The sequence below is a fragment of the Acinetobacter sp. BWR-L5 genome (genome assembly GCF_039655985.1).
Lineage (GTDB): Bacteria > Pseudomonadota > Gammaproteobacteria > Pseudomonadales > Moraxellaceae > Acinetobacter > Acinetobacter johnsonii.
This window is the reverse complement of record NZ_JAGFEV010000005.1, coordinates 206058-223883: the sequence shown is the minus strand read 5'-3', so window position 1 is coordinate 223883 and position 17826 is coordinate 206058. Positions and strand designations below refer to the sequence as shown.

The following is a 17826-nucleotide window of genomic DNA, read 5'->3' as shown; positions in this document are numbered from 1 at the left end:
TGCGAAAATGATCCCTATAGTATACACAGCCATTGGGGACGTGGCGAAATTGGTAGACGCACTGGATTTAGGTTCCAGCGCCGCAAGGTGTGAGAGTTCGAGTCTCTCCGTCCCCACCATAAATCATTTGAATTAAGATGGTTTATAAGGCAATAGAGGATTGGTGTAATGGTAGCATGACGGTCTCCAAAACCGTTCGTCAAGGTTCGAATCCTTGATCCTCTGCCAACTTAAAGTCTAACGCAAAGTTAGCACCCTGATGGGGACGTGGCGAAATTGGTAGACGCACTGGATTTAGGTTCCAGCGCCGCAAGGTGTGAGAGTTCGAGTCTCTCCGTCCCCACCATCAGTAATGAAGCAAGGTATTAAGCCTTGCTTTTTTATTGCCTAAAATTTAGTAAAGAGCTGAATAGTCTTTTTATACAGATAGAGCATAAAAATAGATTCAACTGTCGATTTTATGACAGAAAAGCGGGTGATTGCTTATAAAAGCGCTTGTCATATAGTGTCTATCGCTATAATATACACAGCCATTGGGGACGTGGCGAAATTGGTAGACGCACTGGATTTAGGTTCCAGCGCCGCAAGGTGTGAGAGTTCGAGTCTCTCCGTCCCCACCATAAATCATTTGAATTAAGATGGTTTATAAGGCAATAGAGGATTGGTGTAATGGTAGCATGACGGTCTCCAAAACCGTTCGTCAAGGTTCGAATCCTTGATCCTCTGCCAACTTAAAGTCTAACGCAAAGTTAGCACCCTGATGGGGACGTGGCGAAATTGGTAGACGCACTGGATTTAGGTTCCAGCGCCGCAAGGTGTGAGAGTTCGAGTCTCTCCGTCCCCACCATCAGTAATGAAGCAAGGTATTAAGCCTTGCTTTTTTATTGCCTAAAATTTAATAGATGATTCATATATAAAAAAAGCCCCTTTAAGGGGCTAAATTTTGATTCGTCACGCGAAGTAAGTATGGAGCAATTTTAGGCTTTCAAATGGTCTTCGAATTCTTCACCGAGCTGCATGGCTAAGTTATTGCCCGCTAGGTCGCAAGTCACCAGTCCATATTCTTTTTTAAAGCTAAAAGTAAAGCCACGGTTGTCTGCTAAAGTTTTAACTGAATAACCTAATTTCTCTAGCCAAATACGAAAGGCGATGAGGTTTTTTGCTTTCACTACTTTTTTCACGAGGATATTCCTTTTTCACTGATAAATTATTAATAGGGATATTTCACGCTTTTTTAAAGGGGATTTTTTTATATATTTTTGTTTTTGTCTCTTTTTAAAGCAATCTAAACTAAGGCGAAAACGTATAGAAAGCATAAACGATAGTTTTTCATTGTTTAAAATAATTTTATCATGATGAAAAATAATAATATTTTGAGATGAGTCTCAATACAATGGAATTATGTGCGTTCGTGATAGAGAAGTATTTTGTCATAAATAGAAATGTAATGATTTTTTTCAAAGGCTGGGTCTTTTGTGACAGTATTTTCAAACAGCCTTGCTCGTGATCATTCGATTCAGGCATCGTGTGGCTTGAAACTGCGTAGGTTGAAATTTTGAGAGCTCAAAGGTTAAGGGTGGGAGCCCAAACTGATCGTTATAACTCAATAGAAGCATACATACATAATAGGAGACTGCGTTAGTCAGCAGTCTCTAGAAGGCGGAGACCAATTAAAATTGATCCTTCAGATCACGCAGTCGTTTAAACTCTTCAACATTTTCTGTACGTAAAAAAGGATTGGTTTCGAGTTCGATCTCAATACTGCTTGGAAGGGTACATTGCCCCAAATAACGCATGGTTTCGACACGGTCTAAACGTTCTTGAATGGCGATATTGTCTGGTTCAACATGGATGGCAAACTTCGCGTTAGAGAGCGTGTATTCGTGCGTACAATAGACTTTGGTTTCGGCAGGTAAAGCCGCTAAACGATTGAGCGAATGGTACATCTGCTCATGTGTACCTTCAAACACTCGCCCACAGCCCATAGCAAACAGAGTGTCACCGCAAAATAAAGTCTGGATAGATTCAATAAAGTACACAATATGGCCCAGTGTGTGGCCTGGAACTGCTAAAACGTCGACATGTAAATCATGAAATGAAAAATAGTCATCATCCATCAATGCATGGGTGATGAATGGAATTTTAGATAATTCCTCACGTGGCCCATACACAGGAATATTCCGACTCGCAATCAGGTCAGAGACACCGCCAATATGGTCTTTATGCCAATGAGTCAGCCAAATTTGAGCAATGTTTAAGCCATGTTCAGTGCAATAATCTTCAACTAATCCAGCCTCAGTTGGATCAACCACCACGACTTGCTTTGATGAGGTGTGTTCCAGTAGCCAAATATAGTTTTGGAGTTGGTTTTTCACATCAATCATATGAACTTGATAAGTCATTTTTATTCTTCAAAGAGCTGCATGTATTCATTCTACTGTAGCGGGTACAAGCACTGAATTCCAGTCATGAATTATGTGTAACGCATAAAGGATAGCTCTTTCTTATTCTATATTTTTCTCTTTCTTGTCATATTGTGCTGTTATCTTGGCCATAAAAAACCACGCTAAAAAGCGTGGTTTTTTATGTGTTCAATCTAATTTAGATTAGATTTTACCTACTAGGTCGATTGAAGGAGCAAGAGTTGCTTCGCCTTCTTTCCATTTAGCTGGGCAAACTTCACCTGGGTGAGCGTGAACGTATTGAGCTGCTTTAACTTTACGAAGTAATTCTTGAGCATCACGACCAATACCACCAGCGTTGATTTCAACGATCTGGATTTTACCTTCTGGATCGATTACGAAAGTACCACGGTCAGCAAGACCAGCAGCTTCGATTAGAACGTCGAAGTTTTTAGAAAGAGTCCAAGTTGGGTCGCCGATTAATGGGTATTGGATTTTACCAATAACTTCAGAAGTGTCGTGCCAAGCTTTGTGAGTGAAGTGAGTGTCAGTAGAAACACCGTAGATTTCCACGCCTAATTTTTGGAATTCAGCGTAGTTGTCAGCAAGGTCACCAAGTTCAGTTGGGCAAACGAAAGTGAAGTCAGCTGGGTAGAAGAATACTACAGACCATTTGCCTTTAAGATCTGCTTCAGTTACGTCAACAAATTGACCGTTGTGATATGCAGTAGCTGCGAATGGTTTTACTTCAGTATTAATCAAGCTCATCATTGTCTCCATGATTGGGGTTTGTATTTAATGTTGAATAGGGTATCGAAATTTTTGTTATTGCTGAAACAGTATTTTTACATTACAAGAATCGGAAAAACCGAATCTTACTCCAGACTATTTCAGCGAATGTGATCATTCTGTTCATTTAGCATGATAAATATGATGACCAAATGACAAAATCATCTATTCCGCAACTCGTCTACAGACATGATGTCCCTAGGCTTAAAATTCAAGGGGATATTTGAAAAAAAGTTAAAATTAAAAAATTATGCTGTACTTTCGCTTCGCTGTATTACCACGTAAACTAAGCGATTGATGTTTTTGATGTAGGTATTTTTTCTGTGCAGCGTCCTTTAAATATAGAGCAATTGGTGATGGTCAAAGACCGTCATCGTTTAAACCGACTCAAAAAAGGAAAAGATGCCAACGAAAAGCAATATCAAGCATTATTTGAACAGTCGCATTTAAAAGTTCTAGAGCGTATTGAACGCATTCCGAATATTAAACTGAATCAAGACCTGCCTGTTACGCAGTATGCAGACAAGTTAATTGATGCCATTCAAGAGCATCAAGTGATTATCGTTGCAGGGGAGACGGGTTCGGGTAAAACCACACAGCTACCGCAAATTGCAATGTTGGCGGGTCGTGGTTTAACCGGTCTGATTGGTCACACACAGCCACGTCGTTTGGCTGCGCGTAGCGTGTCCCAGCGTATTGCGGAAGAAGTTGGTGAGAAACTTGGCGAGTCGATTTCCTTTAAAGTTCGCTTTAATGAACAAGGGTCGCAGGATTCGATCGTCCGTTTAATGACGGATGGTATTTTGCTGGCAGAGCTGGCCAATGACCGTTATCTCAATAAATACGACACCATTATTATCGATGAAGCGCATGAGCGTTCGCTCAATATCGACTTTATCATGGGTTATCTCAAACAGCTTTTGCCTCGCCGTAAAGATTTAAAAGTCATCATCACTTCGGCAACTTTAGATGTAAACCGTTTTAGTCAGTACTTTAACAATGCGCCTATTTTTGAAGTAGAAGGTCGTAGCTTTCCAGTCGAACTACGTTATCGCCCTGTATCTGAGATGAGCATTGTCGGTAGTGATGATGATGAGTTTGATGACTTTGAAGAAAACCTGCCTCGTGCTGTCGTGCAAGCTGTAGAGGAATGTTTTCGGGATGCACAAGAAAAAGGACATCCTGAATATGCCGATACTTTAATTTTTGCCAGTACCGAACAAGAGATTCGTGAGTTACAAGAAACTTTGCAAAAGCATGGACCGCGACATACAGAAATTTTACCTTTATATGCGCGCTTGGCTTTAGCTGAACAACAAAAAATATTTAATCCATCAGGTGGCGGGCGACGCATTATTATCGCCACCAACGTTGCAGAAACAGCGCTGACTGTACCCAATATTCGTTATGTGATTGACAGTGGTTTTGCGCGTATTTCTCGCTATAACTATCGTTCACGCGTACAGCGTTTACCGATTGAAGCAGTTTCTCAGGCCGCAGCAAATCAGCGTAAAGGTCGTTGTGGTCGTATTGCTCCAGGTGTATGTATTCGTTTGTATTCTGAGGAAGACTTTCAAAGTCGCCCAGAGTTTACTGAACCCGAAATTAAGCGAACGAACTTAGCTTCAGTGATTTTACAGATGCAAAGTTTAGGGCTGGGTGCTTTAGAAGATTTTGATTTTATTGAGCCGCCAGATCATCGTTTAGTCAACGATGGTCGTAAGTTGTTGGTTGAACTTGGGGCTATGTCTGATAAGAATCCGCCAAAAGTTACAGATGAAAAGCAGTCCGTAACATCTTCTTCTGTAGGTAAAGGAGGCATACAAGGTGGATTAACCAAAATTGGTCAACAAATGGCCAAAATGCCAATTGATCCACGTTTGGCCCGTATGATTTTGGGTGGGGCACATTTTGGTGTGTTGAATGAAGTCTTGGTGATCGTTGCTGCCTTGGCCGTACAAGACCCACGTGAACGCCCTGCGGATAAACAAATGCAAGCAGATCAAAAACATGCATTGTTCCGTGAAGCCGATTCTGACTTTTTATTTTATATCAAACTTTGGGAAGCACTGGTTGCCAACCGAGACATGAGTGAAAACAAACGTCGTACTTTTGCGCGTAATCACTTTTTAAGTTGGTTGCGTCTACGTGAGTGGAAGAAAACTCATGAGCAATTGGTCGATTTAGCAAAAGGCTTAAAGCTGTCTTTTAATGAAAAAAAAGCCAGTTATGAAAATTTACACCGTGCGCTTTTAACAGGTTTGTTGTCTTTTATTGCCAATAAAACCGATGAACGCAATGTGTTTATGGCGGTACGTCAGCAAAAGGCCCGCATTTTTCCAGCATCTACTTTACATAAGACCAATACGCCTTGGGTCATGGCTTTTGAGATGGTAGAAACCTCACAGGTCTACATTCGTACACTGGCAAAAATTGAACCTGAGTGGATTTTGCTTGCAGCAGGTGATTTGCTCAAGCACCACTATTTTGAGCCGCACTGGTCGAAAAAAGCAGGTGTGGTCAATGCCTATGACCAAATTTCACTATTTGGCTTAATTATTGAGCCGAAACGTCAAATCAACTATGAAAAAGTCGACCATGTTGCAGCACATGAAATTTTCCTTCGAGATGCACTGACGACAGGACATTTGGGCATTACGCCACCATTTTTAAAACACAACCTGCTTAAACTTGAAGAAGTAGAGCGGGTCGAAGATAAGCTACGCCGCCGTGATTTGGTGGTGGATGAAGAGACTATTTACCAGTTTTATGCGGCTAAAGTTCCTGAAGATGTGGCAAGCCGTCGTAGTTTTGAAGACTGGCGCGCAACGGTTGAACCGCAAAACCCACGTTATTTATTTATCGATGATGATGCGCTGTGGATGAACGACCGTCCAACCACACAACAATTCCCCGATTTTTTACGCAATGGCGAACTGCGCCTTGCGGCCAGTTACCGTTTTGATCCAAGCCATGACGAAGATGGTGCAACAGTGAAAATTCCGTTGCAAGCCTTGCCTCAGGTGGATGAAAACTTGTGGTCGTGGGGCATTCCCGGCTGGCGTCAGGATTTAATGGAAGCCTTACTCAAAGCATTACCTAAAGATAAACGTCGTCACTTGGTGCCTATCCCTGATACGGCTGCAAAGCTAATGGCGAAAGTAGATGCGATGCATTTGCAGCAGCATATTTTTAGTTTTTTAGCCTTCCAGCTACGTGGTGAACAAATCACTGAAAAAGACTTTAGCTTTGATCGGGTTGAACAATATTTATTGCCGCTGATTAAAGTCATTGATGACAAAGGCCGTGTGATTGAACAAGGTCGTGACTTGTCTGAGTTAAAAGCGCGCTGCCGAACGGAAACCCATAGTCCAGTCAAACAGCTCAAAGGAGAGTTTCAAGCTTTTCCTGAAAATTTTGTGTTTGAAGCATCACAAAAAGTGACGGGCGTGGTGGTGAAGCAGTATCAAGCTTTAGTCCCGACCAAGGCCTTTGCAGTATTGGAACAAAAGGATGAGTCCGGTGTCGTGATTCAGACCTTTAATGATCAAGCTGAGGCGATTAAACAGCACCGCGAGGGTGTACTTCGTTTGGTGCATATACAGCTGGGGGATTTGGTCCGTCAGTTGAAAAAACAAATTTCCAAACCTTTGGCATTGGCGTATTCACCTTTGGGCGATAAGGCGCAGCTGGAGCAAATGTTAGTTTATGCCACACTGCAAATGTCGATTCATGAACTGCCGGTCAATGCACAAGAGTTTGAAAACTTGCTTGCAAATGTCAAAAAAACTTTTCTGACCCATGGGCAAAAAGCACTGGCAGATGTGACAGAGATCTATATTCAATGGCAGGATATACGTCGAAAGTTGTTGGTCTTAGATGATGCAGTGTTTGGGAAAAATATTGATGATGTTGAAGATCAGCTAGATTTGATGTGCTTATCAAACTTTGTTTATGTGAAATCTTCCGACATCTGGCTTGAATTTCCTCGATATTTGAAAGCATTGGTCTTGCGTTTGGAGCGCCTGCCCAATAACCTACAGAGGGATAATTCTGCCATTGATCAAGTTGACCCGTGGATGGAAAAATTATTTAAGTTTAAAAATGACACTCGCCTTAAAGAATTGTATTTCATGGTTGAGGAGTTTCGGATTTCTTTATTCTCTCAACCGATGAAGACAAAGATGCCCATTTCTCCGACTCGCTTGCAAAAAGTATGGGAAAAGCTTGGAATCAGTTAAGATATAGGTAATTTAAAGAAGGAGTTTTACATGGGCATCCGCATTACAGGTACGGGTCTTTATCATCCTGAAGACATCATTACCAATGAAGAGTTAGTTGAAAGTTTAAATGCTTATGTGGAACAGTATAACCTAGACAATGCTGACAAAATTGCTTCGGGCGAGTTGGAAGCCCGTCGTGGGTCAAGCGCAGAGTTTATTGAAAAAGCATCTGGTGTAAAACGTCGTTATGTGGTTGAGAAAACAGGGATCTTAGATCCGAAGCGTTTACGTCCATTGTTACATGAACGTTCAAATGATGAACTCTCGATTCAAGCCGAATGGGGTGTGATCGCTGCAAAACAAGCGATGGAAAATGCAGGCGTAACTGCAGAAGATATCGATGTCGTGATTTTATCGTGCTCTAATTTACAGCGTGCTTATCCGGCTGTTGCGATTGAAATTCAAACTGCACTTGGTATTCAAGGCTATGCCTATGACATGAACGTGGCTTGTTCGGCAGCAACTTTTGGCATTAAACAAGCCTATGATGCGATCAAAGCAGGCGGACGCCGTGTATTATTGGTGAATGTAGAAATCACCTCTGGTCATACCGACTACCGTTCACGTGATTGTCACTTTATCTTTGGTGATGTTGCAACCGCTTCAATCATTGAAGAAACCGACAGCAAAACTGGTTTTGAAATTGAAGACATTAACTTATTCACCCAGTTCTCAAACAACATCCGCAATAACTTTGGTTTCCTAAACTTAAGTGAAGTCGATGCAGACATTGAAAACAATCGTTTCGCTCAAGACGGTCGTAAAGTGTTCAAAGAAGTTTGTCCACTGGTTGCCAAAATGATTACAGCGCAACTTGAGAAAAACAACATTGCACCGACTGATGTGAAGCGTTTCTGGTTACACCAAGCCAATGCCAGCATGAATGAGCTGATTTTGAAATTGGTCGTAGGCAAAGAACATGCTCAGCCTGATTTAGTACCGATCATTTTAGATGAGTTTGCAAATACCTCTTCAGCAGGTGTCATTATTGCGTTGCACCGCACAGCAGACCAAGTCAATGACGGTGAATACGGTGTCTTGTGTTCATTCGGCGCAGGTTACTCTGTTGGAGCTGTGCTTGTGAAAAAACACGTCGCATAAGCCCGTATGTTGCAGGTTGAACATGATGCAAAATGGATTAAACGTCTGAGTGCTTTATCCAAAGTTTATTTCACACCGACATTTATCGGTGCTGAACAGTTAGATGCATCACAACCTGCAATGTATGTAGGAAATCATTCTATGTATGGTGTGCTTGATTCACCTATGTTGATTGATTATCTCTATAATGAGCATCAAGTGGCTGTGGTCAGTATTGCTGATCATAGCCATTTTTATTTGCCGCTGTGGCGCAGTGTGGTGAAAAAATTTGGTGCAGTCGATGGTGTCCCAGCCTATGTACGTGAAGCCATGCAACAAGGCTATTCCATTTTGGTTTTTCCTGGTGGCGGACGCGAAGTTCTAAAACGTGAGGGCGAACAGTACCACCTGATTTGGAAACAGCGCTACGGCTTTTTAAAACTTGCTCAAGAATTTGGCTATGACATTGTGCCGTTTGCCGCGTTAGGTGGAGATGAAGTCTTTGATATTGGTTTTGATGCTAATAAAGTGGTTCAGCACCAATATTTTCAAAAGTTGCTACAAGTGCCGCAGTTAAATCGATTACTGCGTAAAGGGGAGGTGATCCCATCTTTGCCGAAACATTTGATTCCGAAACGCTTGCCTTTTTATTTTAAGTTTATGCCCAGACAAAGTTTGATGCATATTGAAAACCTAGAACAGTTACAGCAGTTCCGCGACTTGATTGCAGCAGAAATTTATACTGGGCTTGCAGACTTAAGAGTATTGCGTCAACAGCAACATGGTGACCGATTTGATTGAGCATTTACAGGCGTAAAATCTGCTTAGTCTTCCTGTAAATCTTTCAACAAATGTGCAATTTTTAAAGTATGGGTCTTATTCCCTTTGACTTCCATAACCTTATTTTCCACCCACCATAAATATTCAAAAATTTCAGTTTCACTGGCTTGTTCACAAATGAATTGAAATAAACTGGGTAAGTATTCCTCATACTCATCTTGTAGTGCAGGATTGCGATAGATACACAGGGGATCCCAGTCTTTAATCAGTATTTTGTTAATCGCATGTAATAAAGAAACATGTCGATTTTCCTCGGTAAACATAATGCACCCCCGCTGTCCTTGGGTTAGTTTGACGTTTAAAAAAGAAGTTGTGATGAAGATTATTTATCTATTGTTTTCATGTTTTAAAATATCTTAACGTGCTTTTCGCATGAGTAAATAGCACGCTCAGATAAATGGAAGCTAAAGAAAAATGTCTAATAAAGTGGTAGTAAAGTTAGATCACAGATTTACTTCAAAATATTATTCAGAATAAATGTTTCAAAATAGTGCGTAATTACGTCTTAAGTAACATGTAGTAATAATTTAAAAATCAAGTATTTTCTTAAATGACGCAATTTTCACTAATACTGTGAATTTCATCACTATCTAAATTTACATCATCCCATTTTTGCATTTGCTGTGTGAGCCAAACAAAATCCGAAACTTGCGGCTGGACTTGTTCGGGAATAAAACTACGAATGATGTTCTGAATCAGGTGATATTTTTCGACGTGAACACTTGCTGAACACGCAAAGCGAATGATGTTGTAATCGACCAAGACTTGCCAAACAGGCTCAAGATCTTGCATTTGTTTAAGTTCAACTTGTGCTTTTTGGATGGCTTGGACGAGGGCTGCAAGTGTATTAGGATTGGAGATAGCCCATTCTTGAGTCACAGCCAGTACTTTGTCTGCGACGCGAGGAATAATTTCTGAGCCAGTCGCAATGATTTGGCTATAGCCTTGAATTTCCGCTTGTGTGTTCCAAGGTTCCCCAACACAAAAACCATCGATCAATTGATTTGAAATGGCTTCCACCATATAGGGTGGCGGTAAAGTGCGTAAATGTACGCGTTTGGCAAATTCAGGATTGGCCAACGCCAACCACTCGCGTAAACAATAATGATGAATAGACTGCTTAAACACATGGGCAATCGGAAGATACTGTTCATGTTGCATGACGCTAAAAACTTTTTGTGCAGTGGTGGCTGCATCGTCAGTTTTTTTGATATCAAGCGCGTAGCATAGTTTTTGGCTTAAGCTGATAAAAGCACTGTTGTAGCTTAAGACGAGAGGGGTTTGTAGAGGAATACCGAGTTGATCTTGAGCGAGTGCGGTAGCAGGCAACATGGCAGATAAGCAATGTGCGGCGTCTAGAAAACCAAAAGCCAAACGATCTCTTAAGCTTGCCCAAGACGCTTCTTTGACTAAGCTTACGTCTAAGCCTACTTCCTCAAAAAAACCGCGTTGTTTAGCCCATAGTAAAGCAACACAGTCTAAAAGTGGAATATAGCCCAGATGAAGTTGTGACTTTTCGAGTTGAGCCATGACTTAGTCCTTGAGTTGAGATTGTAAAAGCTGTTGAGCATCCAATAGACGTCTTGCCATTTCACCGATGGTCATACGGTGGCTCATGGCATTTTTACGCAGCAATTGAAAGGCATCGTCTTCAGATAGCCCATGTAATTGCATCAGTAAGACTTTCGCACGCTCCACATCTTTACGATCGGCGAGTTTATTTTTGGTGTCTTGTAAGTCTGTGAGCAACTTTTTGTGTTTACGAAACTGCTCGATTGAGATTTCTAAAATATTTTCTAACTTTGAAGGATCAATCCCATCCACAATATAAGCTGTCACCCCAGCATCTATGGCACTTTTAATGGTGTCTTTATGACTATTTTTAGTAAATAAAACAGTGGGCAGATTAAATTGGCTTACACAGCTTTCAATGATGTCACGTTGCGGATGGTCCATATCTAACAAAATGACATCCGCACTTAATTGTTCAAGGCGGCTAATATTGATGTGATCGATAATCAGGCAGGCAACTACATCGAAATCATGTTCGATGAGGGAACTTCGAATATATTGTGCGCGTTCTTGATTGTCATCAATCAATGCAATTTTCAGTTTAGGCATACTGTACAGTGCTCAGGAAAACCTGAAAATGAGATCTAAAAGTGTACAAGCAATTTAAATGCCAAACTTAACAAATGCCAGCTTTATCTCGAATCAGGCAGTCAATCTTTATGGTCGCGATTACAGACAAAGTATGCATGTTGCATATGTTGTGATCGGAGTTTTCATGAAAGAGTTTACGGATATGGATTCAGTAAATTGAAGTGTTGATGTTCTCAGTCGATTTGTACGTCTAAGGGCGAATTTCTAGATGTCGTGCTTAGAACAAAGCAATGTCGTTTATTTGATAAAGCAGATGCTCATCGATAATGCAAAATGCACCAAGAGGTAGCAGGGTTTTAAAAAGTCGGAAAAATTAGCTGTTGTGCTTTAAAAATAAAAAGAGCTGCTTATATCGAAGTATAAGATTTTATTTTAAATAAAATATTAAAAAACAACAGATTAAAATTAAATTAGAAATATTGGCACACTCGTTGCATTATCCCTAATGAGTCAAAGACGACTCTAAATCAAATTTGTAAGACGGCCAACGACGTCCGTTCTGATCGCTTCTACATCGCAAGTATTTGTGCTGTAGAAAAACTATACGCTCAGTTCAGTCTGGAGAAGGTTATGTCTTCAAATTTACATGCTAAAAAAGCAACAAAAATAAGTCTTTTCAGTTTTAACGGCGCAGCAATGAGAGCCTTCCACATGAGTTGGCTCGCCTTTTTTGTCTGCTTCTTTGCTTGGTTCGCTTGTGCGCCGCTGATGCCAGTGATTGCGGGTGAATTTCATTTAACCAAAGATCAAATTGCCAATATTAATATTGCTGCTGTAGCCATCACCATTTTAGTTCGTCTTATTGTGGGGCCATTGTGTGATAAATACGGCCCGCGTAAAACCTATACCGCACTTCTTGTACTCGGCAGCATTCCAGTCTTTGGAGTCGCGTCTGCAAATAGCTATGAATCCTTTTTGTTCTTCCGTCTATTGATTGGTGCGATTGGGGCAAGCTTTGTCATCACTCAGTATCACACCAGCATTATGTTTGCGCCAAACGTAGTCGGGACTGCAAACGCAGCGACAGCAGGCTGGGGTAATGCAGGCGGTGGTGCAACACAAGTACTTATGCCATTGATGCTCGGTGCCTTGGTGATGTTTGGTGTAGAGCAAGCGATGGGCTGGAGAATTGCACTGATTGTTCCGGGTGTCCTGATGCTGATCGTGGGTTTGATGTACTGGAAATTTACTCAAGATTGTCCACAAGGCAACTTCAAAGAACTTCGTGCAGAGGGTGCCAGTGTTGGTTCAGATAAAAAAGGTGGTGTAGCGATTCTGATGCATGCTGCGAAAAACTACCGTGTTTGGATTCTATTTGGCGCTTATGCCGCGTGTTTCGGGATTGAAATATTTATTCACAACATTGTCGCGATGTACTACGTCGACCATTTTAGCTTTGGTTTAAAAGAAGCGGGAATGGCGGCAGGTATTTTCGGCCTACTAGCGCTGTTTGCTCGTGCTTTGGGTGGCATTGTGTCAGACAAAGTCGCAACCAAAAAAGGGCTTGATGGTCGTACCAAAGTGTTGTTTGGCATGATTTTGCTGGAAGGTCTCTTCCTCGTCCTATTCTCTCAAATGAATACCCCTATCTTTGCGATTCTCGCAATGACAGTCTTTGCATTGTTCACGCACATGGCATGTGGTGCAACTTACGCTTTGGTGCCTTTCATTGATCGTGATGCCTTGGGCGGTGTGGCAGGCATTATTGGCGCAGGGGGGAACGTTGGTGCAGTGGCAGCAGGGTTCCTACTCAAAGGTATGTTGGATATTCAAACCACACTGATGATTTTAGGTGGCTTGGTGGTCATCGCAGCAAGTTTTGTCCTGATGATTCGCTTCTCTGTTGAGCATAAAGAAAAGGAACAGCGCTTATTCGAACAAGCAGTACATGATCGTAGCATTGCTGAAGCGCAAAACTAAATAAAGAGATTAAACCCAAGCCTCAAGGCTTAGGCAGAACAAATGAAATATTGCGGAGAAAGAATATGAAAATCATCATGATTGGTCATGGCATGGTTGGCCACAAATTTATCGAATCAGTACTCGAACATGTGGGTGATGATGTTGAAATTACCATCTTGGCCGAAGAACCGCGCTTGGCTTATGACCGCGTACATTTAACTGAATATTTCAGTGGTAAATCGGCAAAGGATTTAACCCTTTGTCGTGCAGATTTTGCTGATGCTTATGGCATTGATCTACGTTTGAATACCAAAGCGGTTGCAATTGATCAAAGCCATAAAACGGTGACGACGAATCATGGTGATGTTCTTCGTTTTGACAAACTAATCTTGGCAACAGGTTCATATGCTTTTGTTCCGCCTATTTCGGGTAATGACCGTGAAAACTGCTTTGTCTACCGAACCATTGAAGACTTAGATGCGATTCGTGCTGCAAGTCTCAATGCGAAATCAGGTGTGGTAATTGGTGGCGGTTTATTAGGCCTAGAAGCCGCTAAGGCGCTACGTGATTTGAACTTGGAAACCCATGTGGTTGAGTTTGCACCACGTCTCATGGCGGTTCAAATTGATGACTTGGGCGGAAAGGTTCTACGTGCAAAAATTGAAAACTTAGGCGTAAAAGTCCATACCCAAAAAGCAACTTCATCAATTGAGGAAGGTGCAACGACGAAGCATGTGATGAAATTTGGTGATGGTTCTGAGCTTGAAACAGACATCATTTTGTTCTCAGCTGGTATTCGCCCACGTGATGAGTTGGCACGTCAAAGTGGTTTAGCGCTTGGGGAGCGTGGCGGGATCATGATTAATGATTATTGCCAAACGTCAAATCCAGATATTTACGCCATTGGTGAATGTGCACTGTGGCAAAACAAAATTTATGGTCTGGTGGCACCAGGCTATGACATGGCACGTATTGCAGCAAAACATGTCACTGAACAAGCTTGTGCTGAATTTGCAGGTGCAGACATGAGCACCAAGTTGAAACTGATGGGCGTTGATGTTGCTTCTGTCGGTGATGCACATGCGATGACACCAAATGCACTCAGTTATTTCTATGCCGACGAAGACACACAAGTCTATAAAAAAATCGTGGTAAATGCCGAAAAGACCAAGCTACTTGGTGCAGTTTTAGTGGGCTGTGCAAAAGAGTACAACGACTTACTACAAATGATGCTGAATGGTTTAGCACTTCCAGAAAATCCTGAAAGTTTAATCATGCCAGGTTATGCACAATCTTCAAGTAAATCTGGCGGCAGTGGAGTTGATTTGCTGCCAGACAGTGCAACCATTTGCTCATGTAATAACGTCTCTAAAGCCGATATTTGTAGTGCAATTGCCGAGGGTTCAACGTCTCTAGGTGCCCTAAAAAAATGTACCAAAGCAGCTACAGCATGTGGTGGATGTGCGCCACTGGTCACTCAAGTACTGAAGTCTGAATTACAACGCCAAGGCGTGACCGTGAATAACCATATTTGTGAGCACTTTGCTTACTCACGTCAAGAGCTGTATCACTTGGTACGGGTCAATGAAATCAAAACTTTTGATGACTTGATTCAACAACATGGTCATGGTTTGGGCTGCGATATTTGTAAGCCAACTGCAGCCAATATTTTAGCGTCGTGTTGGAATGACTTTGTTTTGAAACCAAGCCATGCAGGTCTACAAGACAGTAACGACTACTACCTAGGAAATATTCAAAAAGATGGTTCTTATTCTGTAGTTCCACGTATGGCAGGCGGTGAAGTGACGCCTGACGGGTTAATTGCTGTGGGGCAAATTGCCAAAGAATATGGTTTATATACCAAGCTCACTGGTGGGCAACGTGTCGATATGTTTGGCGCGCAAATTCACCAACTTCCTGAAATTTGGGCAAAGCTCATCGCTGCGGGCTTTGAGTCAGGCCATGCGTATGGGAAATCGCTGCGTACAGTGAAGTCTTGTGTCGGCAGCACATGGTGTCGTTACGGTGTGGATGACTCGGTTGGTTTAGCTATTTTCCTAGAGAACCGCTACAAAGGACTGCGCTCACCGCACAAATTAAAAATGGCTGTTTCAGGCTGTACCCGTGAATGTGCCGAAGCACAAAGTAAAGATGTCGGTGTGATTGCCACTGAAAAAGGCTGGAACCTGTATGTTTGTGGTAATGGCGGGATGAAGCCTCGCCATGCCGAGTTATTGGCTTCGGATCTTGACACCCAAACTTTAATTAAATACATCGATCGATTCTTTATGTTCTATGTGCAAACCGCAGACCGTTTACAACGAACTTCGGTATGGCGCGACAACATGGAAGGTGGTTTAGATTATCTCAAAGATGTGGTTGTGCATGATTCTTTAGGTCTAGCTGCTGAACTAGAACGTCGTATGAGCCATGTGGTGGTGACTTATCAAGATGAATGGCGTACGGCTGTTGAAGACCCAGAAGTACGTAAACGCTTCGTGACTTTCATCAATGCCAAAGCTGAGCAACAACAAGATCCGCATATTCAGTTTGCAGAAGTTCGTGGCCAGATTCGTCCTAAAACTGAGGCTGAACGAGATCGTAGCCGTATTCCAGTGGTTGAAGCTTAACAAAATTAGGGTATTCAAACTTCTTTCTTCAGCACTCTCTCAAAAGCAAAGATAGAGGGAATAAATGAATGAATAAGTTTAAAAAGGATCAAGATGATGACAATTTTAAAAGAAATGAATGAGCTAAATTGGGTTGATGTCTGTGCGTTAGATGATGTAACGCCAAACACTGGCGTAGGTGCACTTATTGAACATCAGCAAATTGCTATTTTTCGTGTCGGTGCTGAAAAGCGGGTATATGCCTTGAGCAATCAAGACCCATTTAGCCAAGCTTTTGTAATGTCGCGCGGCATTATTGGTGATTTGCAAGGTGAGCGTGTGGTGGCATCGCCCATTTATAAACAGCATTTTAGCTTGGCGACAGGACGTTGTTTGGAAGATAAAGATCAGAAACTGTTGGTTTTTCCAAGTAAAATTGAAAATGGCCGAGTGTGGATTAGTCCGACACCACAAAAAACCTACATCACAAACACAGGTGCATCTCAGGAAAAAATGAAGTTGGTGCTGGTTGGTAATGGCCTAGCGGGGATGCGTTGTTTGGAAGATTTGCTCGATATGGCACCAGATCGTTATGAAGTGACCGTAATTGGTGAAGAGCCTTGGGGAAACTACAACCGTATTATGTTATCGCCTGTATTGTCAGGCGATAAAACCATTGACGACATCATGTTACATCCACATGCATGGTATAGCGACAAAGGGATTCGTTTCATTGCGGGTGACCCTGCGGTACGTATAGACCGTCCTCGTAAGCAGGTCTATACCGAAAAAGGTGAAGTGGTTGATTATGATCGTTTAATTTTAGCGACAGGCTCGAAACCATTTATTCCTCCAATTGCTGGATCGGATTTGAAAGGTGTCATTAGTTTCCGAGATATCTACGACATCAACACCATGCTGGATTACTGCAAGACCAAGAAAAATGCCGTGGTAATCGGTGGTGGACTGTTGGGACTTGAAGCTGCATATGGCCTCAAACAACGCGGGATGAATGTCACCGTTTTACATCTGATGGATCGCATTATGGAGCGTCAATTAGACAGTAAAGCTAGCCAAATGTTACGCCATAGTATTGAACAAAAGGGTATCTCCATTATCACTGAGGCCAATACTGAAGCATTGGTGGGTGTAGATGGTCATGTCACTCAAATTCGCTTGAAAGACGGTACAGTCCTAGAGGCGGATCTTGTAGTATTTGCAGTTGGTATTCGTCCGAACATAGCACTTGCACAAAGTGCAGGACTACGCTGTAACCGTGGTGTGTTGGTGAATGACACCATGCAGACTTTTGACCCAAGTATTTACGCCGTGGGGGAGTGTATTGAACATCGTAGCCAGACTTTTGGCTTGGTTGAGCCACTTTGGGGGCAGGCGTTCATTTGTGCCTCACATTTGGCGGAGCATGGCAGCTTAACGTTCAAAGCACCAACTGTTCCGACACAGTTAAAGGTAAGTGGCTGTGATGTGTTCTCAGCGGGTAATTTTGAACCGAAGGATGACTTTGAAGACATCATTTTAAATGATGAAAAACGTCAGATTTATAAACGCATTATTATTCAAAAGGATAAGGTCGTTGGTGCGGTGTTGTTTGGGGATACCGAAGATGGTGTTTGGTATGCAGAACTTATTTCGGATCAAACCCCAATTTCCTCAATTCGAAATAAATTGTTATTTGGTAAAGATTTTGCATTAAAAAAAGCAGGGTAAAACCTCCTCTTGAAAGGAGGGGGATAGATT

Annotated in this window: 12 protein-coding genes and 6 tRNA genes; 12 read left to right on the top strand and 6 right to left on the bottom strand. The window is 42.0% G+C overall.

The genetic code is table 11. The features are described from left to right. Positions 1-34: 34 nt before the first annotated feature. From JZ787_RS10935 to JZ787_RS10910, 6 genes are all read left to right on the top strand, one after another. A tRNA-Leu gene (locus JZ787_RS10935) sits at positions 35-119 on the top strand. A gap of 35 nt (positions 120-154) precedes the next feature. Then, positions 155-228, top strand: a tRNA-Trp gene (locus tag JZ787_RS10930). A gap of 33 nt (positions 229-261) precedes the next feature. After that, positions 262-346 (top strand) — tRNA-Leu (locus JZ787_RS10925). A gap of 189 nt (positions 347-535) precedes the next feature. Then, a tRNA-Leu gene (locus tag JZ787_RS10920) sits at positions 536-620 on the top strand. 35 nt (positions 621-655) lie between these two features. Beyond that, positions 656-729, top strand: a tRNA-Trp gene (locus JZ787_RS10915). Between the two features lie 33 nt (positions 730-762). Next, positions 763-847 (top strand) — tRNA-Leu (locus JZ787_RS10910). 130 nt (positions 848-977) lie between these two features. Here the strand turns inward: JZ787_RS10910 and JZ787_RS10905 are convergent. The 3 genes from JZ787_RS10905 to ahpC form a co-directional block, all read right to left on the bottom strand. Then, positions 978-1181 (bottom strand): hypothetical protein, encoded by a 204-nt coding sequence (locus JZ787_RS10905; RefSeq protein WP_004696295.1) that lies wholly within the window; start codon positions 1179-1181, stop codon positions 978-980. 489 nt (positions 1182-1670) lie between these two features. Next, positions 1671-2402: a hydroxyacylglutathione hydrolase gene (gene gloB, locus JZ787_RS10900; RefSeq protein WP_234950417.1), complete on the bottom strand. Its 732-nt coding sequence runs from the start codon at positions 2400-2402 to the stop codon at positions 1671-1673. A 204-nt stretch (positions 2403-2606) separates the two neighbouring features. Continuing rightward, a complete protein-coding gene (ahpC, locus tag JZ787_RS10895; RefSeq protein WP_004982189.1) occupies positions 2607-3170 on the bottom strand; it encodes an alkyl hydroperoxide reductase subunit C in 564 nt (187 codons plus the stop codon). Positions 3171-3514: 344 nt separating this feature from the next. On the opposite strand from ahpC, the gene hrpA reads away from it, so the two are divergent. From hrpA to JZ787_RS10880, 3 genes are read left to right on the top strand one after another with little or no spacing between them, the layout of a single operon-like run. Further along, positions 3515-7432, top strand: a complete 3918-nt coding sequence (hrpA, locus tag JZ787_RS10890; RefSeq protein WP_346312287.1) for an ATP-dependent RNA helicase HrpA — start codon at positions 3515-3517, stop codon at positions 7430-7432. 30 nt (positions 7433-7462) lie between these two features. Further along, positions 7463-8575 carry a beta-ketoacyl-ACP synthase III gene (locus tag JZ787_RS10885; RefSeq protein ID WP_218288284.1) on the top strand — a complete coding sequence of 371 codons (1113 nt, stop codon included), beginning with the start codon at positions 7463-7465 and terminating at the stop codon, positions 8573-8575. Positions 8576-8581: 6 nt separating this feature from the next. Next, positions 8582-9355, top strand: a complete 774-nt coding sequence (locus JZ787_RS10880; protein WP_346312286.1) for a 1-acyl-sn-glycerol-3-phosphate acyltransferase — start codon at positions 8582-8584, stop codon at positions 9353-9355. Positions 9356-9378: 23 nt separating this feature from the next. Here the strand turns inward: JZ787_RS10880 and JZ787_RS10875 are convergent, their stop codons facing one another. From JZ787_RS10875 to JZ787_RS10865, 3 genes are all read right to left on the bottom strand, one after another. After that, entirely contained in the window at positions 9379-9657 is a 279-nt protein-coding gene (locus JZ787_RS10875; RefSeq protein WP_168158899.1) for a hypothetical protein, read from the bottom strand. 283 nt (positions 9658-9940) lie between these two features. After that, on the bottom strand, positions 9941-10924 hold the full coding sequence (locus JZ787_RS10870; protein WP_346312285.1) for an ABC transporter substrate-binding protein: 984 nt from the start codon (positions 10922-10924) through the stop codon (positions 9941-9943). A gap of 3 nt (positions 10925-10927) precedes the next feature. Continuing rightward, positions 10928-11515 carry an ANTAR domain-containing protein gene (locus tag JZ787_RS10865; protein ID WP_004696311.1) on the bottom strand — a complete coding sequence of 196 codons (588 nt, stop codon included), beginning with the start codon at positions 11513-11515 and terminating at the stop codon, positions 10928-10930. A 612-nt stretch (positions 11516-12127) separates the two neighbouring features. On the opposite strand from JZ787_RS10865, the gene JZ787_RS10860 reads away from it, so the two are divergent. From JZ787_RS10860 to nirD, 3 genes are all read left to right on the top strand, one after another. Further along, a complete protein-coding gene (locus JZ787_RS10860; RefSeq protein WP_346312284.1) occupies positions 12128-13477 on the top strand; it encodes an MFS transporter in 1350 nt (449 codons plus the stop codon). Between the two features lie 65 nt (positions 13478-13542). Continuing rightward, positions 13543-16089, top strand: coding sequence for a nitrite reductase large subunit NirB (gene nirB, locus JZ787_RS10855; RefSeq protein WP_346312283.1), 2547 nt, complete (start codon positions 13543-13545; stop codon positions 16087-16089). Positions 16090-16185: 96 nt separating this feature from the next. Further along, a complete protein-coding gene (gene nirD / locus JZ787_RS10850; RefSeq protein WP_346312352.1) occupies positions 16186-17796 on the top strand; it encodes a nitrite reductase small subunit NirD in 1611 nt (536 codons plus the stop codon). The last annotated feature ends 30 nt before the right edge of the window (positions 17797-17826 follow it).

Coding starts and splice junctions, on each gene's coding strand:
- JZ787_RS10875 (WP_168158899.1), bottom strand. CDS start 9,657: ATGTTTACCGAGGAAAATCGACATGTTTCTTTATTACATGCGATTAAC.
- nirD (WP_346312352.1), top strand. CDS start 16,186: ATGACAATTTTAAAAGAAATGAATGAGCTAAATTGGGTTGATGTCTGT.
- JZ787_RS10885 (WP_218288284.1), top strand. CDS start 7,463: ATGGGCATCCGCATTACAGGTACGGGTCTTTATCATCCTGAAGACATC.
- JZ787_RS10870 (WP_346312285.1), bottom strand. CDS start 10,924: ATGGCTCAACTCGAAAAGTCACAACTTCATCTGGGCTATATTCCACTT.
- ahpC (WP_004982189.1), bottom strand. CDS start 3,170: ATGAGCTTGATTAATACTGAAGTAAAACCATTCGCAGCTACTGCATAT.
- JZ787_RS10860 (WP_346312284.1), top strand. CDS start 12,128: ATGTCTTCAAATTTACATGCTAAAAAAGCAACAAAAATAAGTCTTTTC.
- gloB (WP_234950417.1), bottom strand. CDS start 2,402: ATGACTTATCAAGTTCATATGATTGATGTGAAAAACCAACTCCAAAAC.
- JZ787_RS10865 (WP_004696311.1), bottom strand. CDS start 11,515: ATGCCTAAACTGAAAATTGCATTGATTGATGACAATCAAGAACGCGCA.
- JZ787_RS10880 (WP_346312286.1), top strand. CDS start 8,582: ATGTTGCAGGTTGAACATGATGCAAAATGGATTAAACGTCTGAGTGCT.
- nirB (WP_346312283.1), top strand. CDS start 13,543: ATGAAAATCATCATGATTGGTCATGGCATGGTTGGCCACAAATTTATC.